This is a genomic window from Parabacteroides sp. B2-S-102 (genome assembly GCF_023656665.1).
GTDB lineage: Bacteria > Bacteroidota > Bacteroidia > Bacteroidales > Tannerellaceae > Parabacteroides > Parabacteroides distasonis.
This window is the reverse complement of record NZ_JAMOKM010000002.1, coordinates 121,884-139,827: the sequence shown is the minus strand read 5'-3', so window position 1 is coordinate 139,827 and position 17,944 is coordinate 121,884. Positions and strand designations below refer to the sequence as shown.

At 45.7% G+C, this 17,944-nt stretch carries 18 protein-coding genes; 8 read left to right on the top strand and 10 right to left on the bottom strand.

Annotated features, from left to right (window positions below; translation table 11 throughout):
* Positions 1-125 precede the first annotated feature (125 nt).
* The 10 genes from NBH07_RS03465 to NBH07_RS03420 all read right to left on the bottom strand — a co-directional run bounded on the left by NBH07_RS03465 (position 126) and on the right by NBH07_RS03420 (position 11,648).
* Complete coding sequence (locus NBH07_RS03465; protein WP_009017262.1) at positions 126-1,730, bottom strand: MFS transporter; 1,605 nt, start codon at positions 1,728-1,730, stop codon at positions 126-128.
* On the bottom strand, positions 1,727-2,797 hold the full coding sequence (locus NBH07_RS03460) for an HlyD family secretion protein (RefSeq protein ID WP_009017263.1): 1,071 nt from the start codon (positions 2,795-2,797) through the stop codon (positions 1,727-1,729). The genes NBH07_RS03465 and NBH07_RS03460 overlap by 4 nt, the downstream gene beginning before the upstream one ends.
* Before the next feature lie 15 nt (positions 2,798-2,812).
* Positions 2,813-4,132 (bottom strand): TolC family protein, encoded by a 1,320-nt coding sequence (locus NBH07_RS03455; RefSeq protein WP_005857646.1) that lies wholly within the window; start codon positions 4,130-4,132, stop codon positions 2,813-2,815.
* The gene (locus NBH07_RS03450; protein ID WP_005857644.1) at positions 4,113-4,553 is read right to left on the bottom strand and encodes a MarR family winged helix-turn-helix transcriptional regulator; all 441 of its coding nucleotides are present in this window, start codon (positions 4,551-4,553) and stop codon (positions 4,113-4,115) included. The genes NBH07_RS03455 and NBH07_RS03450 overlap by 20 nt, the downstream gene beginning before the upstream one ends.
* A 324-nt stretch (positions 4,554-4,877) precedes the next feature.
* Positions 4,878-5,381: a flavodoxin gene (locus NBH07_RS03445; protein WP_008779722.1), complete on the bottom strand. Its 504-nt coding sequence runs from the start codon at positions 5,379-5,381 to the stop codon at positions 4,878-4,880.
* A 33-nt stretch (positions 5,382-5,414) separates the two neighbouring features.
* Complete coding sequence (locus NBH07_RS03440; protein WP_008779723.1) at positions 5,415-7,448, bottom strand: alpha-ketoacid dehydrogenase subunit alpha/beta; 2,034 nt, start codon at positions 7,446-7,448, stop codon at positions 5,415-5,417.
* A gap of 22 nt (positions 7,449-7,470) precedes the next feature.
* Positions 7,471-8,805 (bottom strand): dihydrolipoamide acetyltransferase family protein, encoded by a 1,335-nt coding sequence (locus NBH07_RS03435; protein ID WP_005857638.1) that lies wholly within the window; start codon positions 8,803-8,805, stop codon positions 7,471-7,473.
* A 103-nt stretch (positions 8,806-8,908) separates the two neighbouring features.
* Positions 8,909-9,652 (bottom strand): lipoate--protein ligase family protein, encoded by a 744-nt coding sequence (locus NBH07_RS03430; protein WP_005857636.1) that lies wholly within the window; start codon positions 9,650-9,652, stop codon positions 8,909-8,911.
* Positions 9,653-9,680: 28 nt separating this feature from the next.
* Positions 9,681-11,030 (bottom strand): dihydrolipoyl dehydrogenase, encoded by a 1,350-nt coding sequence (gene lpdA, locus NBH07_RS03425; protein WP_010183358.1) that lies wholly within the window; start codon positions 11,028-11,030, stop codon positions 9,681-9,683.
* A 15-nt stretch (positions 11,031-11,045) separates the two neighbouring features.
* On the bottom strand, positions 11,046-11,648 hold the full coding sequence (locus NBH07_RS03420) for a nitroreductase family protein (RefSeq protein ID WP_005857632.1): 603 nt from the start codon (positions 11,646-11,648) through the stop codon (positions 11,046-11,048).
* A 234-nt stretch (positions 11,649-11,882) separates the two neighbouring features.
* Between NBH07_RS03420 and rpmB the strand changes: the two genes are divergently transcribed.
* The 8 genes from rpmB to porD all read left to right on the top strand — a co-directional run bounded on the left by rpmB (position 11,883) and on the right by porD (position 17,937).
* On the top strand, positions 11,883-12,122 hold the full coding sequence (gene rpmB, locus NBH07_RS03415; protein WP_005857630.1) for a 50S ribosomal protein L28: 240 nt from the start codon (positions 11,883-11,885) through the stop codon (positions 12,120-12,122).
* Positions 12,123-12,141: 19 nt separating this feature from the next.
* On the top strand, positions 12,142-12,330 hold the full coding sequence (rpmG, locus tag NBH07_RS03410; RefSeq protein WP_005857628.1) for a 50S ribosomal protein L33: 189 nt from the start codon (positions 12,142-12,144) through the stop codon (positions 12,328-12,330).
* 16 nt (positions 12,331-12,346) lie between these two features.
* Entirely contained in the window at positions 12,347-12,499 is a 153-nt protein-coding gene (locus NBH07_RS03405) for a DUF4295 domain-containing protein (RefSeq protein ID WP_005638125.1), read from the top strand.
* Positions 12,500-12,718: 219 nt separating this feature from the next.
* Entirely contained in the window at positions 12,719-13,843 is a 1,125-nt protein-coding gene (dnaN, locus tag NBH07_RS03400; RefSeq protein ID WP_005857626.1) for a DNA polymerase III subunit beta, read from the top strand.
* A 10-nt stretch (positions 13,844-13,853) separates the two neighbouring features.
* The gene (locus NBH07_RS03395; RefSeq protein ID WP_005857624.1) at positions 13,854-14,624 is read left to right on the top strand and encodes a 3'-5' exonuclease; all 771 of its coding nucleotides are present in this window, start codon (positions 13,854-13,856) and stop codon (positions 14,622-14,624) included.
* Positions 14,625-14,628: 4 nt separating this feature from the next.
* The gene (locus NBH07_RS03390) at positions 14,629-15,774 is read left to right on the top strand and encodes an iron-containing alcohol dehydrogenase (protein ID WP_009017265.1); all 1,146 of its coding nucleotides are present in this window, start codon (positions 14,629-14,631) and stop codon (positions 15,772-15,774) included.
* A 49-nt stretch (positions 15,775-15,823) separates the two neighbouring features.
* Positions 15,824-17,029, top strand: coding sequence for a bifunctional phosphopantothenoylcysteine decarboxylase/phosphopantothenate--cysteine ligase CoaBC (gene coaBC / locus NBH07_RS03385; protein WP_005857620.1), 1,206 nt, complete (start codon positions 15,824-15,826; stop codon positions 17,027-17,029).
* Positions 17,026-17,937, top strand: a complete 912-nt coding sequence (porD, locus tag NBH07_RS03380; protein WP_005857619.1) for a type IX secretion system protein PorD — start codon at positions 17,026-17,028, stop codon at positions 17,935-17,937. The genes coaBC and porD overlap by 4 nt, the downstream gene beginning before the upstream one ends.
* Positions 17,938-17,944 lie beyond the last annotated feature (7 nt).

Genomic DNA, 17,944 nt, shown 5'->3' with positions numbered 1-17,944 from the left:
TGATCCTGATCATTCTCAAGATCCGCCTATTCCTATACAAAACGAATGCCAAAATGTTTCGGATAAACTATAAATGACAAAAAGGCAGATGCCGGCTGATAGATTTGCAGCCGGGCATAGTTTGATCAAACCATATCATCTCCTGTCTTGGCGAATGTAACACGGATGGTTTTATGGAATGGGATAAAGCGGGATACGATCGCTATGCATAAGGAGATGACTAATAAATACCCCAGTATCTCTTTTAACGCCAATAATAAGCTTTGTTGCTGTAACGTATTATAGAGTGTATTGGTAGCCATTTGCGCTGCCTCGTCGTAGGGATGCCCTTGGGTCAAGGCATTGCCAAGCGCTTGGTTATAGCGTGAGGCGGCTAGAGGATCGGCCAGCGTAACGGTTTCTGATAAGGAATACATATATTTTTGTTCCAAGCGATATAGTATATTACTGTAAAAAGAAGTCGCCATGATGGGGGATAATACTGAACGGAAAATGATGAGAAAGAAAGCGTTTGACAATAAATATTTAGGATTTAAATCTTCCACGGCAAATAAGGCGAAAGCTATGATAAGAACCATCATGCCCAATCCCCTGAGGAATATAGGAAAGTAGAGCATCTCGTATCTGCTATCCGGTGAGATCCCGAAATAAAGGCTCCCGAAGAACAGGACGAAACAACTCATTCCTCCCGCTATCAAGAAACGAAACCGCCAACGTTGCCACCGGAACCACCAAAAACAGATGAACGCCCCCAAGACATATCCCGGAAGCAAATAAGTATAAAGGGAATAGGTATGAGTGCTGTCTACCTTTAAGATACTGGTCAGGTAGCTGGTCAACAAGGTAGTCGAAGTACTGAAAAACATGACAAGCATCATATAGAAATAACCGATAATGGCTTTCGGCTGGTATAAAGGCGCCAGATTCACGTACGGACGTTCCGAATGATATTGATACCAAATAAATAAAGCGATCAATATCGGGGCGATCATGATATAAAGGCAAATCTTGGGGGATGCCATCCAGTCGAGTACTTTCCCGTAATTAATGACATACATAAGCATTAACAATCCGATGGATATGATGAACATTTCCCGGATGTGTAGATCGGCCAAGGGGATGGACTTGATCGGCCGGTTATGGCGGAAGCAGATGATTACCATTACTATGGCCAATAAAATCATTAGCATCATGAAGTAATACATATATTTCCAGTCGTAATGGTAGGCTAACTGTGCGGTAACAAGCATGGATGCTTGTCCCCCTCCGAAAACAAAAGGATAGAAGTAAGAATAGAATTGGCTACGTATATTTTTAGGGCTGAATATCTTTTGCGCGTACCGGATAAACCACAGCATGAGAAACCCTTTCAGGAAACCGATCGCGAAACTACAGACGATCAATATGTCGGCGTTCTGGGAGCGGGCACAGATCCAGCTTAGGAAGAACTGGGCGACTAAATCCGCCAACAATAAGAATTTGATGGAGAAGGCTTCCAGTATCTTCGGGATAATCGGATAGGATACCGCCATTCCCGCCGCTGCCGCGTAATATCCCATGGTTATATCCTCGGTGTTCGTGCCTAGCGTGTTTGATACCTCCAGCATACTGCCGGTGTACGAGCCGTTTAGCATCGTGACCGGAAGGATAACGATGAAGATACAGATCAATCCTAACCAGTCCGGCACCCATTGGCGGATCGGTGCCCCAAGCTCTTTCATCGTGATCATTTGCGTAAGGCTTCTGTTTCAACCATCATGCCTGCTCTTAAATATTGCGTATCTTCTTGCGATAGATTTTCCAAGTCTATCCGTACCGGGATACGTTGTTGTACCTTGACGAAGTTTCCGGCGGAATTATCGGTCGGGACTAATGAGTATTTGGAGCCTGTGGCGTCGGAGATTGCGGTTACCTCCCCGTTGAATATCTTTCCCGGCAACGCGTCTACCTTGATACGTACTTTCTGCCCGATATAGATGTGGGGGATCTGGGTCTCCTTGTAATTGGCCGTGATCCATTTGTCTTTATCTCGTACGAGGTAGGATATCGTTTGTCCGGCTTGCACGTATTGTCCGGGCTCTAAGGTCCGTCTGCCTACATGACCGTCGTAAGGGGCGGTTATAACGGTATAGGAAAGGTTTAACCTCGCTAAATCTAGATCCGCTTCTTTTCGTAAGATCGCCGCCTCGGCTCCTGTTGTCTTCTTGCTGGTTTCGGTGAATTGGGAGAAAGCGGCTTTCTTTTGTTCCACCAACGCCTGATATCGGGCTTGCGCCGCCTCGAAAGCGGCCTTGGATTGCTCGTATTGTTGCTCGGGGATCGATTCTTCTTTCAGCAGCCGCTCAAATCGGTGATAATCCTGTTCCAATTGCCAAAGCTTGGCTTTAGCCTCGGCGATGTTGGCGTCTTGTACGGCGATGTTCGTATGGGAGGTCTCGATACCGGAACGAAGTACGTCTTGTGATCCTTGGGCGTCGATCAACGCGGCCTCTGCCTCTTTTACCTTGATCCGATATTCCCGATCGTCCAATATGAGAAGTGTGTCCCCTTGGTGAACGTACTGGTGTTCCTTGAAACGGACCTCTTTTATGTAGCCGGAGGCACGTATATTTAGTGGGGCGATATATTGGTCCACAAAGGCATCGTTTGTCACCTCATAATTGATGTAACGCCAGAAATAATTGGCTGTCCACCAAATGCCGGAACCGGCTAAAAGGATACATATGGAGTTTAATACTATATTCCGTGTCCTTACTTTCTTTAGTCTTTGATGTTTCTCTTTTAATTCGTTTGCCATAGTCGTTGTTTCTTTTTAGAGACGGCCGCAAGCCTTCTGTAGTTGATAGTAAGTGTAAATCACGTGGGTACGGGTATTCGTGAGCTGTAGCTCCGCGTTGAGGAGAACCGAGTTCGCGTCGAGTAAGTCGGTTAGGATCGCCAATTGGTTTAAATACCGGTTTTGCATGATCCTGTAGTTCTCTTGAGCTTGCCGTACGGATAACTTCAAGGCTTCCACTTCTTGTAGAGCTTCCTTATGACGTAAGAACGCGGTGCGCACTTCTATACGGATTTTCTGTTTTTTCTGTTCCTCCTCGTTTTTATGTAACGAGACCATCCATTTGCTTTCCTTTATCTTATGGTTGTTTTTATATAAAGAGGATAAAGGGTAGGAGAGCGACAGACCTATGTTCCAGTTGTTATTGTACATATCCGCTAATGTTCGGGAGACTGGACGTGCCAATGTGTTCGACGCATATAGCGATAGGCTGGGTAGCGATGAGGCTTTAGTCAAACGTATATCGTTTTGGGCTAACTCTGTTTGTTTCCGGAGTAGACGTATCGCCGGATCATTGGAATAGGCTTGGGCTACATAATCTTCGTAAGTTTCTAAAGATACGGTTTGGTCCAGTAACGTGGTGTCTGGCTTGAGCAACAGATTCTCATCGAGACCGATCAGGATATCCAATTGCTGTGATACCAGTATGAGGCTATTATCCGTTTCTTGCAAGGATAGGCGGTCGTTGGTTAATTGCATCTCGCTTCTTAATACGTCGTTATTGGTTATCAGTCCCTCTTTTTTCATACGCCGGATATCTTGCAGGCGGCGTTCCGATTCCTCGATATTACGGGAAAGCACCTCACGTTGTTTAAACAGGCTGAAAAGACCGATGTATTGATTTAATAGACTGAGCTTGATCTCACTCTGGTCTGTGAGCGTTTGTAAAGAGGCGACTTCTTTCTCCAGATCCGCTTTCCGGATGGAATACCGGATTTTACCGCCTTGGTATATCGGTTGGGTAAGGTCGATGGCATAGTTCTGGGACCAATCGGGCGCTTCCGGGCGAGTCGGGTGGGCAAGCCCTTGCTCAAAGAGGATCGGTTGCCCTACATATCCACCTTTCAAGCCGATTTGCAGGTCTGGTAATTGTGCGGAACGGGCCGTATGCGTTCTCTCTCGCGCTATCGATTCTTTTAAGATGTCTGCTTGGATCTGCAGACTGTGCCGTACGCCTCTCTCAAAAAGCTGGTCGATGGTCAAGAAGAGCGAATCCGTTTGGGCGATTGCCGGAAATGTAGCGACCGTCATACAAAAGAGGCTCAATACGTGCTTTTTATATATTCTCAAGGACATTATGTACTGCTTTTAATTCGGATAACATGGTTTCTACGTTCTCTATTCCGATAATATGCTCCGCATGTACATAAACCTGATCAAGGATCGGGCGAATTTGCTTTTTGAATTCTTCTCCTTCCGGGGTTAGGAAAACCAGTTTGTTCCTCCGGTCCTCGGGATCTTCTTTCCGATGGACGTAGCCTTTCTTCTCTAAATTGTTCATTAGGTTTGTCAGACAAGCCTTATCCTTTGCCGTTCTCTCTGCCAAGACCTGTTGGGTGATACCTTGTTCGTGCCATAGGCAACTCAAGATTTGAAGCATCTCAAATGTTATACCGGCGTTGTTCTTTTTCAGCGTTCGTTGCATAGACCGACGAAATGCCATGCGTGTGCGGACAACTTGTAACATAAGTTCCCGGAATTCTTTACCTTCTACCATTACTTATAATTCTTTTAAACTTGCTGGGCGCGAAGATAGCGTTTTTTCTTGGATTAGTCAAATGTTTAACTAATTAGCGTCTCGCTAATAAAGTATGTTTGCCATCTAGGTGGCACAGCTTTGCCATCGGCGTGGCACGGGCTTGCCATCACTATGGCACGGGTATGCCATCAGTGTGGCACAGCTGTGCCAAGGCGATGGCAGATGCTGGCACAGTATGTGTATGAAAGACAGGCGTATAGACTGAAAGCGTAACAAACCCGTGGAGTGATTCGTTACGCTTTCTGTTTAGTTCTCGTTTACGAGTTTAAGATGCATTCTTCTTTATCCAAACGCCTCCTTCAATTGCTTCACCCATCGCTCGATTCGTTTGTCGGTTTGATCCGGTTGGTTTTCCAAATCGAGGACTAAGCCTAGTAGTTTGCCATTTTTCAAGGCTTTGGAGGCATTAAAAAAATAATCATCCGAAGAGGTCTCGCCTACTAAAGTCGCCCCACAGGAGGTGAAAGCGTCCGCCAATATGCCGACTCCATCGGCGAAATTATCCGGATAATTCGTTTGATCTCCAAGACCGAAAATAGCGACCTTCTTATTTTTAAGGTCTAAAGTGACCAGTTCCGGGATGATCTCGTCCCAATAGGTGGGAAGCTCGCCATCGAACCAAGTAGAGGTTCCTGCGATTATATGGTCGTAAGCCTCGAAATCTCTTTTCCATGCGCTTTCAACAGGGATGATATCGATCTGATCCTCCCCGAAAGCTTTTCTTATTTTATTGGCGACAAAGGTTGTTTTCTCTGTGCCCGTTCCGTAAAATAATCCTGTTTTCATTATGATGCTTTTAAAGATTTAACGAATGTGGATCTAATAAAGCAGCAGTTCTTTTGCCGCATGATAGATGGTCTCCTCGTTGGGGAGGATGGCCCGTTCCAAGACCGGATGGAAACCAACCGGAGTGAATAGGGAACCTACCCGTTGGATCGGAGCATCCAAGTACTGGAATAGTTCCGAGCCGATGATGCCGGCAATTTCCGCTCCGAAGCCAGAGAAGACCTTGTCCTCATGTACGATCAATACTTTACTGGTTTTCTTCACCGAGTTGAAGATCGCCTCTTTATCCAATGGTATCAAGGTACGAAGATCGATAACCTCCAGTTCCCAGCCTTTCTCCTTGTAAAGAAGCTCGGCTACGTTGAGGCAAAGATGGGTCGTATTGCCATAAGTGATGATTGTCAGATCTTTTCCCGGACGGCGGATACGGGCTTTCCCAAACGGAACCTCGAAATCCTCGGGGACAAAGGTGGAGGCTTCTACCGCATTGTAAAGCGCTTTCGGTTCCAGATAGAGCGTAAAGCCTTTAGAACGCATACTCGTCCGCAACAGTCCGGCGGCATCATCCGCGAAAGAGGGATAAACAATCCGGGCACCGGGTAGTGAGGTCAATGCGCCCTCGATGGTCTGGGAATGATAAAGTCCTCCTCCGATATAGCCTCCGGAGGCTAGGCGCAAAGTGATGTTTGGGGTAAATTGCCCGTTGCTGCGCCAATACTCATGCGTACATTCCACGTATTGCTCGACGGCCGGCCAGAAGTAATCGGCGAATTCCGCGCCCTCGATCACTACATGGATCTTCGGGTCAAAGCGGCACATACCGTTCGCTGTCCCTACGATATAATCCTCGGCGATAGGGGCGTTGAAGACTCGCTCGATACCGAATTCTTGCTGCATGCCTTTGGTGATGTTGAATACGCCACCCTTTTCTTTATTGGCTACATCCTGTCCCCAGATAAACGTATCCGGGTTGTGCCGGAACTCCGCTTTCAACGTCTTGTTGATCGCCATAACTAGCGTTTCTTTCTCTCCTTCCTCGTTTTGAACACCTTCTTTGTATTTTTGAGGTTGATAAGGTTCCGGAAGGACGTAATCCTTGACGGTAGACGGATCGGGATCGGGGGCGGCCATCGCTTTCCGATTGGCGGCTTTCAGGTCTTTAGCCGCTAGATCCGCGATCTCTTTCAATTCTTCCTCGGTGAAACGTCCGTAACGAATCAGCATGCGATGGAATTTGTATAAAGGATCGGCGGATTTTACATAGGTAAGCTCGTTCTCATCACGATACAAGGTATGTTTATCGGAGTTTGAGTGGGAGCCTATCCGTACGCAATTGGCCTGAACGATTACGGGAGTCCGGTTGGCGATCGCGTACTCTTTGGCCTCGGTCATGGCATTCATGGAATCGAACACGTCTTTTCCATTGCAATGGATAATACGTAAATTCTTGAAGCCAGAGAAGTTATCGGCAACTTTACGATTGGCCGTCTGGTCCTTTTTGGGGACAGAGATACCATATCCATTGTCTTGGAAGACAAAGATAACCGGCAGTCGCTCATTGCTGGCGCCATTGATTGCCTCATACACATAGCCTTCGGAAGCGGCCGATTCACCGTGCGAGGTAATCGCTACGCCTTTCTGTCCATAGTAAACCATCGCCCGTGCCACGCCGGCGGCATGGAGATCGTGAGTCGCCGTAGCGGAAGAAACGTTCTCGATATGCCATTCCATCTTAGAGAAGTGGTTAGACATGTGGCGGCCGCCACTGGTCAGATCGGTCGCCTTGGAGATACCGTTCAGGATGATCTCCTCGGCAGTCATTCCCGCCGAGAGAACCGTCAACATATCCCGGTAATAGGGGAAGAGAAAGTCCGTATCCTTATCGAATACTTGTCCCATGGCGAGTTGTATCCCGTCGTGCCCGGCATACGGGGCATGATAAGACCAGCCGAGAGATTGCAATAAATAGGAGGGAGCCTTCTCATCGATCGCCCTTCCGAGCGTCATAAGGTAAAACCATTTCCTGAGAGTCTCCTTATCTGTTGTTTTTATATCATACTTTTTCATGTTGTTCTATTATAATAATGTATTAAGCGTTCCAATTCTCTAGTTCGTCGGCGATGGAACGTAAAAAGGCTCCCGCCAAAGCTCCGTCCACGATACGATGGTCGTAGGAGAGTGAGAGGTACATCTTGTGACGGATAGCGATCGTGTCTCCCTCGGGCGTCTCTACTACCGCAGGCTTCTTCTCGATATAACCGACGGCTAGGATCGCTACTTGAGGCTGATTGATGATCGGGGTGCCGAACAGACTCTTGAAGGTTCCGAAATTCGTAATCGTGAACGTTCCGCCTTGGATGCTATCCGGGGCGAGCTTATTCTCACGGGCTTTAGCCGCCAAGGTATCTATTTGTGAGGCGAGGCCACTTAGGTTCAGCTTATCGGCATCGTGTATAACCGGGACAATTAAATTTCCGTCGTTTAAGGAAACCGCTATACCTATATTAATAGGCTTCTTTAGGATGATATTGTAACCGTCCACAGATGAATTTACTAATGGATAGGCTTTCAACGCTTTGGCGGTCGCTTCGGTAATAGCCGGCATATAAGTTAGGTTGATGCCTTCTTGCTTGAAGAATTGATCCTTCACTTTTTTACGCCAGTTAACCAGTCGGGTCACGTCTACCTCGATAACCGACGTCACATGCGGAGATACTTTTTTCGATAATACCATATGGTCCGCAATGATCTTACGTACACGATCCATTTCTCTCACCTCGTCTCCTTGAGCGAGTGGAGCGGATGGAGTGGCCGCTGTCATAGGCATGGAAGGAGCGGTCGGCGGCGCTACCGTAATTATCGGCGTGCTCGTAGCCGTTTGCTGCATGGAAGAAACAGGAGCCTGTTTCGGTTTCGGCATTTCCGTACCTTTATTTTTGTGATCGATATACGTTTGAATATCTTTCTTACTGAGACGTCCCAGATATCCGGTACCCGGAATATGATCCAGTTCATCTTGCGATACACCGGCAGCTTTCGCTAATTGCAATACTACGGGAGAATACCAACGATCTTCCTCTTGGGAATTCTTTGATAATTCCTCTGAGGCGGGAGCGGGGACTTGTTCTTTCGGTTGAGTAGCCTCCGAGGTTTCCGGCTGAGCTCCGTTATCCTCTCCTTCACCTTCGATCTCAAGGATCGCTACGACTGTACCGACCGCTACGGTGTCTCCCTCATTAAAAAGAAGTTGTTTTACTTTTCCCTCAACGGGGGATGGAATCTCAGCGCTTACTTTCGCTGTGCTTACTTCGAAAAGGACATCATCTTCCTCTACGGTATCACCTACCTTTACCGACCATGAGATGATGGTTCCTTCTGTAATACTTTCGCCCAACTTAGGCATCTTTATCTCAAATGTAGCCATATTTTGATTTTTTAATTACTGTCATATAGTGGGAGACGGGGCGTACCCCGTCTCTACAAGCGGTATATAATAAGAACAAAGATTAAGAAGGTAAGTTTCTGTATTATAGTGTATAAGTGTTAAAGTTCCAGCTGGCTGTAGCATATTTCTGCTCTTTAAGCCTATAGATGGCTTCCAAGTCTGCTTGCGTGAAGGAATAATCCTGTATGCCCGGATTATTGATCGTGAAATAATAAAGAAGCGCTTTCTTAAAATGCTGGATGGAGATAGATGCCGGAAGATGAGCGCTGATATTCGTGACCGGACTCCGTACAGATTTAACGAATGTCGATCGTTTGCCTCCTGTTTTCTCTGGTGTTTGACGGGATGTACTTTTCAAGGAGGTGACGAGCCTATCCAGATCGGTGGAAAACAATAAGGTAGCATGGTGCATATACCGATTCTTATGGATACTCTGTGCGCTACCCGATATTTTAAATCCTCCGATAGTTAGTCCTTTCCGTTCATCCATCTCGACATGTACTCCCAATGTCTTGAGAAAATTCATGATCTGGATGGTATATTTGTCGGTCTGCATAATCTGGCCGGTCTCTATAAATGTAAGATTCAGGTTTCCCGGATCATGGTAAACGGCACCACCACCGGAAAACCTGCGTGCTATCTTGATTTGTTGGTCTTGTACGAATTTGAGATTTACCTCGGCCCATACATCCTGATGCTTACCGATCACGATTGATGGTTCATTCTGCCAAAGCATGAAAATATTCTCTTTGAAATTCTTGAGCAGATACTCTTCGGCGGCCAAATTGAAGTATGGATCCGTTTGTGTATTGTGAATGCAAAGCATCAGGAAACTGTTTTAGTTAGGCGTTTTATTAGATATATAAACTTTCGTGGAGGATCTCACTGACTGTCGGATGCGGGAAAATATTTTTCTTAAATTCATCGACTGTATAACCATTCTCGACAGCGATTCCGGCGGTGACGATAATCTCGGATGCCGGATTCCCTAGTAGATGGCAACCGATGATACGATCCTCGTCGTCCGTGATCAGTTTACATAAACCATTACCATTCTCGTTCTCTGCGACGAAACGTCCGGAATAGGTCATCGGGATCTTTTGAACACGGAAACTTTCCCCATTCGCTACCAATTCCTCTTCTGTCTTACCCACGCTCGCCAATTCCGGATTCGTATAAACTACCGCCGGAATGGCTTTATAGCTCATCTCGTCCGGTATGCCTAGGATATGGTGTATGGCAACTTCCGCTTCCCGGTAAGCCGTATGTGCCAGCAGGGAAAAACCGGTAATATCTCCAGCCGCATATACATGTGGATGGGAAGTCAGCATATGTTCGTTTACCTTTACACCGGCCCCTTGTATTTCGATCGCTAGATTTTCTAGTCCCAGACTCTTTGTAATCGGACGGCGGCCCACGCTCACCAATATTTTATCGGCTTCAATCGTGTCTGCCTTGCCGTTTTTCTCAACAAAGACTTTCTCTGCGGATACCTCTGTAACTTTGGTATTCAAGAAAAACTCTACGCCTTTTTTCTTATACTCGGATCGAAGCATCGCTGAGGTTTCTTTATCCATATTCCCTAATATCTCGGGTAGCATCTCGATTACCTTCACCTTTACGCCCATACTGTTAAAGAATGAGGCGAACTCCATTCCGATCACGCCACCACCGATAATCGCTAACGATTTTGGCAAATCGTTGAGATCAAGGGCTTCCCGGGAAGTCCAATACTTGACCTCAGATAATCCTTTGATAGGAGGGATCACGGTTTCAGAGCCTGTACATACTAACACATTCTTCACTAAATACTCTTTTCCATCACAGTGAATCCGTATATTTCCAAACTCCTCTCCGGTGATTCGTGCCTCTCCTTCTACGATGGTGACGCCGTTACCCGTAAGCCGGGCTTTTACCCCGAGCGTAAGTTTACGGACGGTCTTGTTCTTCCGGTCGATAATCTTTGCCAAGTCGAAACTTGGGTCTTTCATCGCCACTATACCATATTTGGAGGCACTTTTGATACTGTCTAGTATCTTGGCGGAGTATAAAAGAGTTTTTGTCGGGATACATCCCTCGTTTAGGCAGACGCCACCGATAGCGTTCTTCTCGAAAAGGATCGTTTTTAATCCATTCTCCGAAGCCCTTTCGGCGGCGGTGTAACCCGCAGGTCCACCGCCTATGATTGCTATGTCATATTCCATATACATTAATTATAATTATTTGAATACTAAAATTCGTTCCTCTAATGGGGCGAATTGTTTTTCTCCCGGTTCTTGCGTAGAGGTACCGAACGGCATCTCGGCGATCAGTTTCCAGTTCGGATTGATATGCCATTGTTTAGCGACCGCCTCGTCGATCAACGGGTTGTAATGTTGCAGAGAAGCGCCGAAACCGGCGTCTTCCAGCATAGTCCATATCGCGAGTTGATGCATAGCCGATGTCTGTTGGGACCATACCGGGAAATTATCTTTATAAGAAGGGAATTGCTTCTGCAAGCCTTCTACTACCGCCGTATCCTCGAAAAAGAGGACCGTGCCATAGCCAGCCTCGAAAGAATTATCTATCTTTGCCTCGGTAGCCTTATAGGCTTCGGCGGGGACGATTTTACGAAGCGTGTCTTTTACGATTTCCCAAAGCTTCTTGTGGCTTTCACCCAGTAGCAGTACGATTCTCGTAGACTGCGAATTGAATGCGGAGGGAACGTGAGTGACCGCTGTCTTAATAATCTCATGAATCTCGTTGTCGGAAATGGGAGAGTTGTTACCTATTCCATAATGTGTCCGGCGATGCTGGATCGCTTCTTTAAAACTTCTTGCCATAATGAATATCATGTTATGTTGTTATATACCTATAACTAATTTAAGACATGATTTGTTGAGGAAAAAATATTTGAGAATTCTTGCGGATAAATCAAAATAATTCTTACCTTTGCACCCTGTAAAGATAAGACTCTATTAGAATCTTCGTTTTTGTTCATGATGCTAGTTCAGAAAGGGAAGACACATAGCAGGAGTTGACTTAAATTTCGTATAATTTAAAAGAACAGATTAGAAATGTCTAAAATTTGTCAAATTACTGGAAAGAGAGCAATGGTTGGAAACAACGTTTCTCACTCAAAGAGAAGAACGAAACGTAAGTTCAATGTCAACCTGTTTACGAAGAAGTTCTACTGGGTAGAGCAGGATTGCTGGGTTAGCTTGAATATATCTGCGGCTGGCTTACGTACAATCAATAAGTTAGGTTTGGATGCGGCTATCAAGATGGCGGCTGAAAAAGGTTATTTGAACGCATAATTTGTGGAGGATATAGAAAATGGCAAAAAAAGCAAAAGGAAATAGAGTACAGGTAATCCTTGAGTGTACAGAGCACAAGGAAAGTGGAATGCCGGGTATGTCTCGCTATATCACTACGAAGAATAGAAAGAATACTACTCAGAGATTGGAATTGATGAAATACAATCCGGTTTTGAAGAAGATGACGTTACACAAAGAAATTAAGTAATAGGAGATTTTAAACGATGGCAAAAAAAGCAGTTGCAACATTTAAGAAAGGTGACGGTCGTACTTATTCCAAAGTGATTAAAATGGTTAAGTCTCCGAAAACAGGTGCATACATCTTCCAAGAAGAAATGATCCCTAACGAAGCAGTAAAAGATTATTTCGCTAAATAATAAATTAGCGAATTAAAAGAATATAAGAGGCTTCTCTCCGATAAAGCGGAGGGGAGCTTTTTTTATGCCCTAAACTTTTGAAAGTATAGTTGGTTACAAACAAAATATTTTCTTAATTTTGTTGGGTTAATTTGTAGAGACAGGGCATGCCCCGTCTCTTCCCATCCAAATGGTAGTTTGTATGAAATAATAATATAACAAGATAAAATAATTAAAGCTATGAGATTCGATGTATCCAGCACTGCGCTATTATCACGTTTACAGTCTATAAGCAAGGTTATCGCTTCCAAGAACTCTTTACCGATTCTGGACAGCTTCCTTTTTAACCTAGAAGGAAATACGCTTACGGTGACAGCTTCCGATGCCGAGACCCGGTTGGTGACTTCCGTAGACGTCATGAATGCCCAAGGTGCCGGACTCTTTGCGGTTTCCGCCAAGATATTGCTCGATCCGCTGAAAGAGCTTCCCGAACAACCGCTTACTTTTGATATCAATGATGAGAATTTGGAGATTTTCATTCATTTCCAGAATGGAAAGTATAATTTTATCGGTCAGAAAGGGGACACATATCCGCAGCAGAAGCCGTTGAATGATAACGCTATCTCTATCTCGATGGATGCCCAGATGCTGTTAAACGGCATCAGTCGTTCCTTGTTCGCCACAGCCGATGATGAGCTTCGCCCTGTAATGAATGGTGTCTATTTCGATATCCATACGGATGATTTGACGTTCGTGGCATCAGACGGACATAAATTGGTTCGCTTGCGTAACTTGGCGGTGAAATCCCCGGAACGGGCTTCTTTCATTTTGCCGAAGAAGCCGGCTAATTTATTGAAGAATTTGTTGGCGAAGGAGTCGGAGCAAGTATTGATTAAGTTTGATGATAACAATGCGTATATTACTTGCACGAACTTCGAGATGGTTTGTCGTTTGATCGAGGGGCGTTACCCGAACTATAATAGTGTGATTCCTCAAGAAAACCCGTTTAAGGTAACGATCGATCGTATCTCTTTCTTGAATGCTTTAAAGCGTGTTTCTGTCTTTTCTAATCCGGCGAGCAGCTTGGTGAAGTTGCACTTGAAGGATAGCTTGATTACGGTTTCCGCCCAAGATATCGATTTCTCCACTTCTGCGGAAGAGCGTATTGTTTGTCAGTTTGACGGGACGGAGTTAAGCATCGGTTTTAAGGCTACATATCTGATCGAGATCCTTGGAAATATCAGCTCGGAAGAGGTTGTATTAGAATTAGCGGACCCTTCACGTGCCGGCTTGATCGTTCCTTCTGAGAATGATGAGGACGAGGACTTGCTCATGTTGCTGATGCCGATGATGTTGAATGACTAATAAATAAATAATGCAGTTAAACTTAAGGAACCCGCTGGTCTTTTTTGATTTAGAGACCACGGGTATAAATATCGTAAAGGACCGTATCGTAGAGATTTCCTACGTGAAGGTCTTCCCAAATGGGAAAGAAGAAACGAAGACACGCCGGATAAATCCCGGTATGCCTATTCCCCCCGAATCTACCGCTATTCATGGCATAACCGATGAAGATGTAAAAGATTGTCCGACCTTTAAGGAGATCGCTAAATCTTTGGCAACCCAGATCGAGGGTTGTGATTTGGCCGGATATAATTCCAACCGTTTTGATATACCCATGCTTGCCGAGGAGTTTCTGCGTGCGGGTGTGGATATCGATTTGAACCGGCGCAAATTTATCGATGTACAGACGATTTTCCATAAGATGGAGCAACGTACGTTATCTGCCGCTTATAAATTCTATTGCAATAAAAGCTTGGAGAACGCTCATACGGCTGAGGCTGATACGTTGGCTACATATGAGGTGTTGAAAGCGCAGCTGGATCGCTATCCGGATTTGAAGAATGACGTTGCTTTCCTTTCCCAATATTCCTGCTACTCGAATAATGTGGATTTCGCCGGACGTATGGTTTACAACGATAAAGGCGAGGAGGTTATTAACTTCGGTAAGTATAAAGGCCGTTTGGTAACGGAGATCTTGAAGTCGGATCCGGGTTATTATTCTTGGATCATGAATGGCGATTTCCCGTTGAATACGAAGAAAATGTTGACAGAGATCCGTTTGAGAGACTTTAATTCAAAATAAGGCGATGAATAATTTTGAGTTTTGCAATCCTGTAAAGGTTGTGTTCGGCAAAGGAAGTATTGCCCGTTTGTCTGCGTTACTTCCAGAAGGAAGTAAGGTTCTGGTGGTATACGGTGGCGGTAGCATTAAGAAAAATGGCATTTATGAGCAGGTGACGGCAGCTTTGAAAGACTTCCATACCTATGGTGGTATTGAGGCGAATCCCCGTTATGAGACTTGTATGAAGGCTGTTGAGTTGGTGAAGGGGGAGAATATCGATTTCTTGCTGGCGGTAGGCGGCGGATCAGTGATCGACGCTACGAAATTTATCGCTTCGGCTACGTTTTTCGAGGGAGATCCTTGGGATATCTTGTCGAAAGGTGGCGTGATAAAGAAAGCGCTTCCTTTAGGAGTAGTGCTGACTTTGGCCGCTACCGGTTCGGAAATGAATGAACGGGCGGTAATTTCCCGGGAATCTGTCCATGAGAAATTAAATTTCATGTCTCCGTTGGTGTTCCCTAAGTTCGCTATCTTAGATCCGCAGGTAACTTATTCTTTACCTGAGCGACAGGTGGCTAACGGTGTCGTTGACTCGTTTATCCATGTGGTCGAGCAATACCTGACTTATCCGGTGAACGCTAAGGTTCAAGATTATTTTGCCGAGGGATTGATGAAGACAATTGTGGAAGAAGGCCGCAAGGTCTTGCAAAATCCGAATGATTATGATATTCGTGCTAATTTGATGTGGGCGGCTACGAATGCCTTGAACTGTTGGATCGGCCAAGGAGTACCCCAAGACTGGTCCTCACACCGTATGGGATATGCATTGACGGCGCAGTTCGGCTTGGATCATGCCCAGACTTTGGCGGTTATCTTGCCGGGTGTCATGACCTATATGCGTAAGGAGAAAGCGGCGAAACTGATCCGGATGGGAGAGGTCATATTTGGTATTACCGAAGGATCTGCCGATGAAAAGGCGCAAAAGTCAATAGAGGCTACGGAAGATTTTTTCCATTTCATGGGATTAAAGACCCGTCTTTCCGACTATGGGATCAAGGAGTCCGACTTGGATGCTTTGGTGGAACCTATCGATCGAATGGGATGGAAACTTGGCGAATATGGCAATATAAACTCAAAAGTAGCCAAAGAGATTCTTTTGTTGAGGTTGTAGAGACGCAACGTGCTACGTCTCTACTGGCAAAGATAAATTGATTCGATATATGATATTGAAAGATAAACATATTATATTAGGGATTACGGGGAGTATAGCCGCATACAAAGCCGCTTATATCATCCGGGGATTGGTGAAAAAAGGAGCCGAGGTACAAGTGGTTATCACGCCGGCGGGAAAAGAGTTTATCACTCCGCTTACGTTATCGACGTTGAGTAGCCACCCTGTAATCAGCGAGTTTTTTTCCAATAGGGATGGTACATGGAATAGTCATGTGGATCTGGGGCTTTGGGCGGATGCCATGTTGATTGCTCCGGCTACCGCTTCCACGATCGGTAAGATGGCGAACGGAATCGCCGATAATATGCTGATAACTACTTATCTTTCTTGTAAAGCCCCTGTATTCGTGGCTCCGGCCATGGATTTGGATATGTTCGCTCATCCGAGTACCCAACAGAATCTGGAGCGCTTGCGTTCATTCGGTAACCGGATTATCGAACCTGCCGAGGGGGAATTGGCGAGCCATTTGGTTGGTAAAGGCCGGATGGAAGAACCCGATAAGATTATCGAGGTTTTGGAAGACTTCTTTTCCGCTCAAAAAGATCTTGAAAAAAAAAAGATCTTAATAACAGCAGGTCCGACATATGAAAAGATAGATCCCGTACGTTTTATAGGTAATTACTCTTCCGGTAAGATGGGGTTCGCTTTAGCGGAAGCTTGTGCGGAGAGAGGGGCGGAGGTGACTTTGGTCGCTGGTCCAGTCTCTTTAAAAACACATCATCCAGCTATTAAACGAATCGATGTTGAGTCTGCCGGGGAAATGTACCAAGCGGCGATGACCGCATTCCCGAGTAGCGATGCTGCCATATTATGTGCCGCTGTCGCCGATTACCGTCCGGAGAATGCTTCCGAGCAGAAGATCAAACGGGAAACGGAGAGAGAGATGACGCTTCATTTGGTTCCGAACCCGGATATCGCCGCCTCTTTGGGTGCGATCAAGCGGGAAGGACAGGTCATGGTGGGGTTCGCCTTGGAGACGAACGACGAGGCTACTCATGCCGAAGGTAAACTGAAGAGGAAGAATCTCGATTTCATCGTCTTGAATTCTTTACGAGACCAAGGTGCCGGTTTCCGTTGCGATACCAATAAGATCACGATTATCGACAATGCCGGAGGAGTAACGAGCTATCCGCTCAAAACGAAGCGGGAGGTAGCCTGTGATATCGTAAATAAGTTGGTAACATTATTGAAATGAGAAAAGTAAGAAGACTGTTTTATCTATTCATGCTTTGCGCCGCTCCTTTTTGTGGGAAGGCGCAAGAGTTGAACGCCCGTATCACGGTGAACGGAGACAAAATTGCGACCGCTAACAAGCAAATCTTCACGACCTTACAGAACTCCTTGACTGAGTTCGTGAATAACCGGAAATGGACGGATGCCACGTTTGCCGTCAATGAGAAGATCGATTGTACGATGACGATTATCGTGAATGAATTGGATGAGACGAACTTCAAGAGCGAGATCCAGATACAAGCCCGCCGTCCGGTCTATAATTCCAGTTATACAACTACTCTTCTGAATTTCAGGGATCAACAGTTGGATTTTGAGTATACGGAGGGCGAGCCGTTGGACTATAACTCAAATACGCTGACCAGCAATCTTACGGCCACTATCGTGTTTTACGTCTATGTGATCTTGGGGCTTGATTTCGATAGTTTCGCTCCGAAAGGTGGAACTACCTATATACAACAAGCCCAGCAAATCGTGAACATGGCCCAGTCTGAGATGTCGTGGACGGGCTGGAAAGCTTTTGATAGCAACCAGAACCGCCATGCCGTAGCGACGGCTTTGCAAGATAACGCATCCGACGCTTTCCGGGAAATGTGGTACACGTATCACCGGAAAGGACTCGATGAAATGGCAGCAAATCCGGATCGTGGACGTACGACGATCATTAGTGCGCTTCCCGCCTTGCAGGAAGTAAAGAAAGCCCGGCCTACCTCTGTGCTTCTACAAATGTTCGCCGACGCTAAATTAGATGAGATTATCGCAATTTATTCGAAAGCGACCACACAAGAGCGGCAAGAGGGCTATAAGATGCTGTTCGAGATCTATCCGGCACAATCCACTCGCTTGGAAGAGCTTCAAAAACCAGTAAGGTAAAATAGTT

What these genes read in the sequence shown, in the direction of transcription:
- NBH07_RS03465 (WP_009017262.1), bottom strand. Translation starts at nt 1,730, where the DNA reads ATGATCACGATGAAAGAGCTTGGGGCACCGATCCGCCAATGGGTGCCG.
- NBH07_RS03460 (WP_009017263.1), bottom strand. Translation starts at nt 2,797, where the DNA reads ATGGCAAACGAATTAAAAGAGAAACATCAAAGACTAAAGAAAGTAAGG.
- NBH07_RS03455 (WP_005857646.1), bottom strand. Translation starts at nt 4,132, where the DNA reads ATGTCCTTGAGAATATATAAAAAGCACGTATTGAGCCTCTTTTGTATG.
- NBH07_RS03450 (WP_005857644.1), bottom strand. Translation starts at nt 4,553, where the DNA reads ATGGTAGAAGGTAAAGAATTCCGGGAACTTATGTTACAAGTTGTCCGC.
- NBH07_RS03445 (WP_008779722.1), bottom strand. Translation starts at nt 5,381, where the DNA reads ATGAAAACAGGATTATTTTACGGAACGGGCACAGAGAAAACAACCTTT.
- NBH07_RS03440 (WP_008779723.1), bottom strand. Translation starts at nt 7,448, where the DNA reads ATGAAAAAGTATGATATAAAAACAACAGATAAGGAGACTCTCAGGAAA.
- NBH07_RS03435 (WP_005857638.1), bottom strand. Translation starts at nt 8,805, where the DNA reads ATGGCTACATTTGAGATAAAGATGCCTAAGTTGGGCGAAAGTATTACA.
- NBH07_RS03430 (WP_005857636.1), bottom strand. Translation starts at nt 9,652, where the DNA reads ATGCTTTGCATTCACAATACACAAACGGATCCATACTTCAATTTGGCC.
- lpdA (WP_010183358.1), bottom strand. Translation starts at nt 11,030, where the DNA reads ATGGAATATGACATAGCAATCATAGGCGGTGGACCTGCGGGTTACACC.
- NBH07_RS03420 (WP_005857632.1), bottom strand. Translation starts at nt 11,648, where the DNA reads ATGGCAAGAAGTTTTAAAGAAGCGATCCAGCATCGCCGGACACATTAT.
- rpmB (WP_005857630.1), top strand. Translation starts at nt 11,883, where the DNA reads ATGTCTAAAATTTGTCAAATTACTGGAAAGAGAGCAATGGTTGGAAAC.
- rpmG (WP_005857628.1), top strand. Translation starts at nt 12,142, where the DNA reads ATGGCAAAAAAAGCAAAAGGAAATAGAGTACAGGTAATCCTTGAGTGT.
- NBH07_RS03405 (WP_005638125.1), top strand. Translation starts at nt 12,347, where the DNA reads ATGGCAAAAAAAGCAGTTGCAACATTTAAGAAAGGTGACGGTCGTACT.
- dnaN (WP_005857626.1), top strand. Translation starts at nt 12,719, where the DNA reads ATGAGATTCGATGTATCCAGCACTGCGCTATTATCACGTTTACAGTCT.
- NBH07_RS03395 (WP_005857624.1), top strand. Translation starts at nt 13,854, where the DNA reads ATGCAGTTAAACTTAAGGAACCCGCTGGTCTTTTTTGATTTAGAGACC.
- NBH07_RS03390 (WP_009017265.1), top strand. Translation starts at nt 14,629, where the DNA reads ATGAATAATTTTGAGTTTTGCAATCCTGTAAAGGTTGTGTTCGGCAAA.
- coaBC (WP_005857620.1), top strand. Translation starts at nt 15,824, where the DNA reads ATGATATTGAAAGATAAACATATTATATTAGGGATTACGGGGAGTATA.
- porD (WP_005857619.1), top strand. Translation starts at nt 17,026, where the DNA reads ATGAGAAAAGTAAGAAGACTGTTTTATCTATTCATGCTTTGCGCCGCT.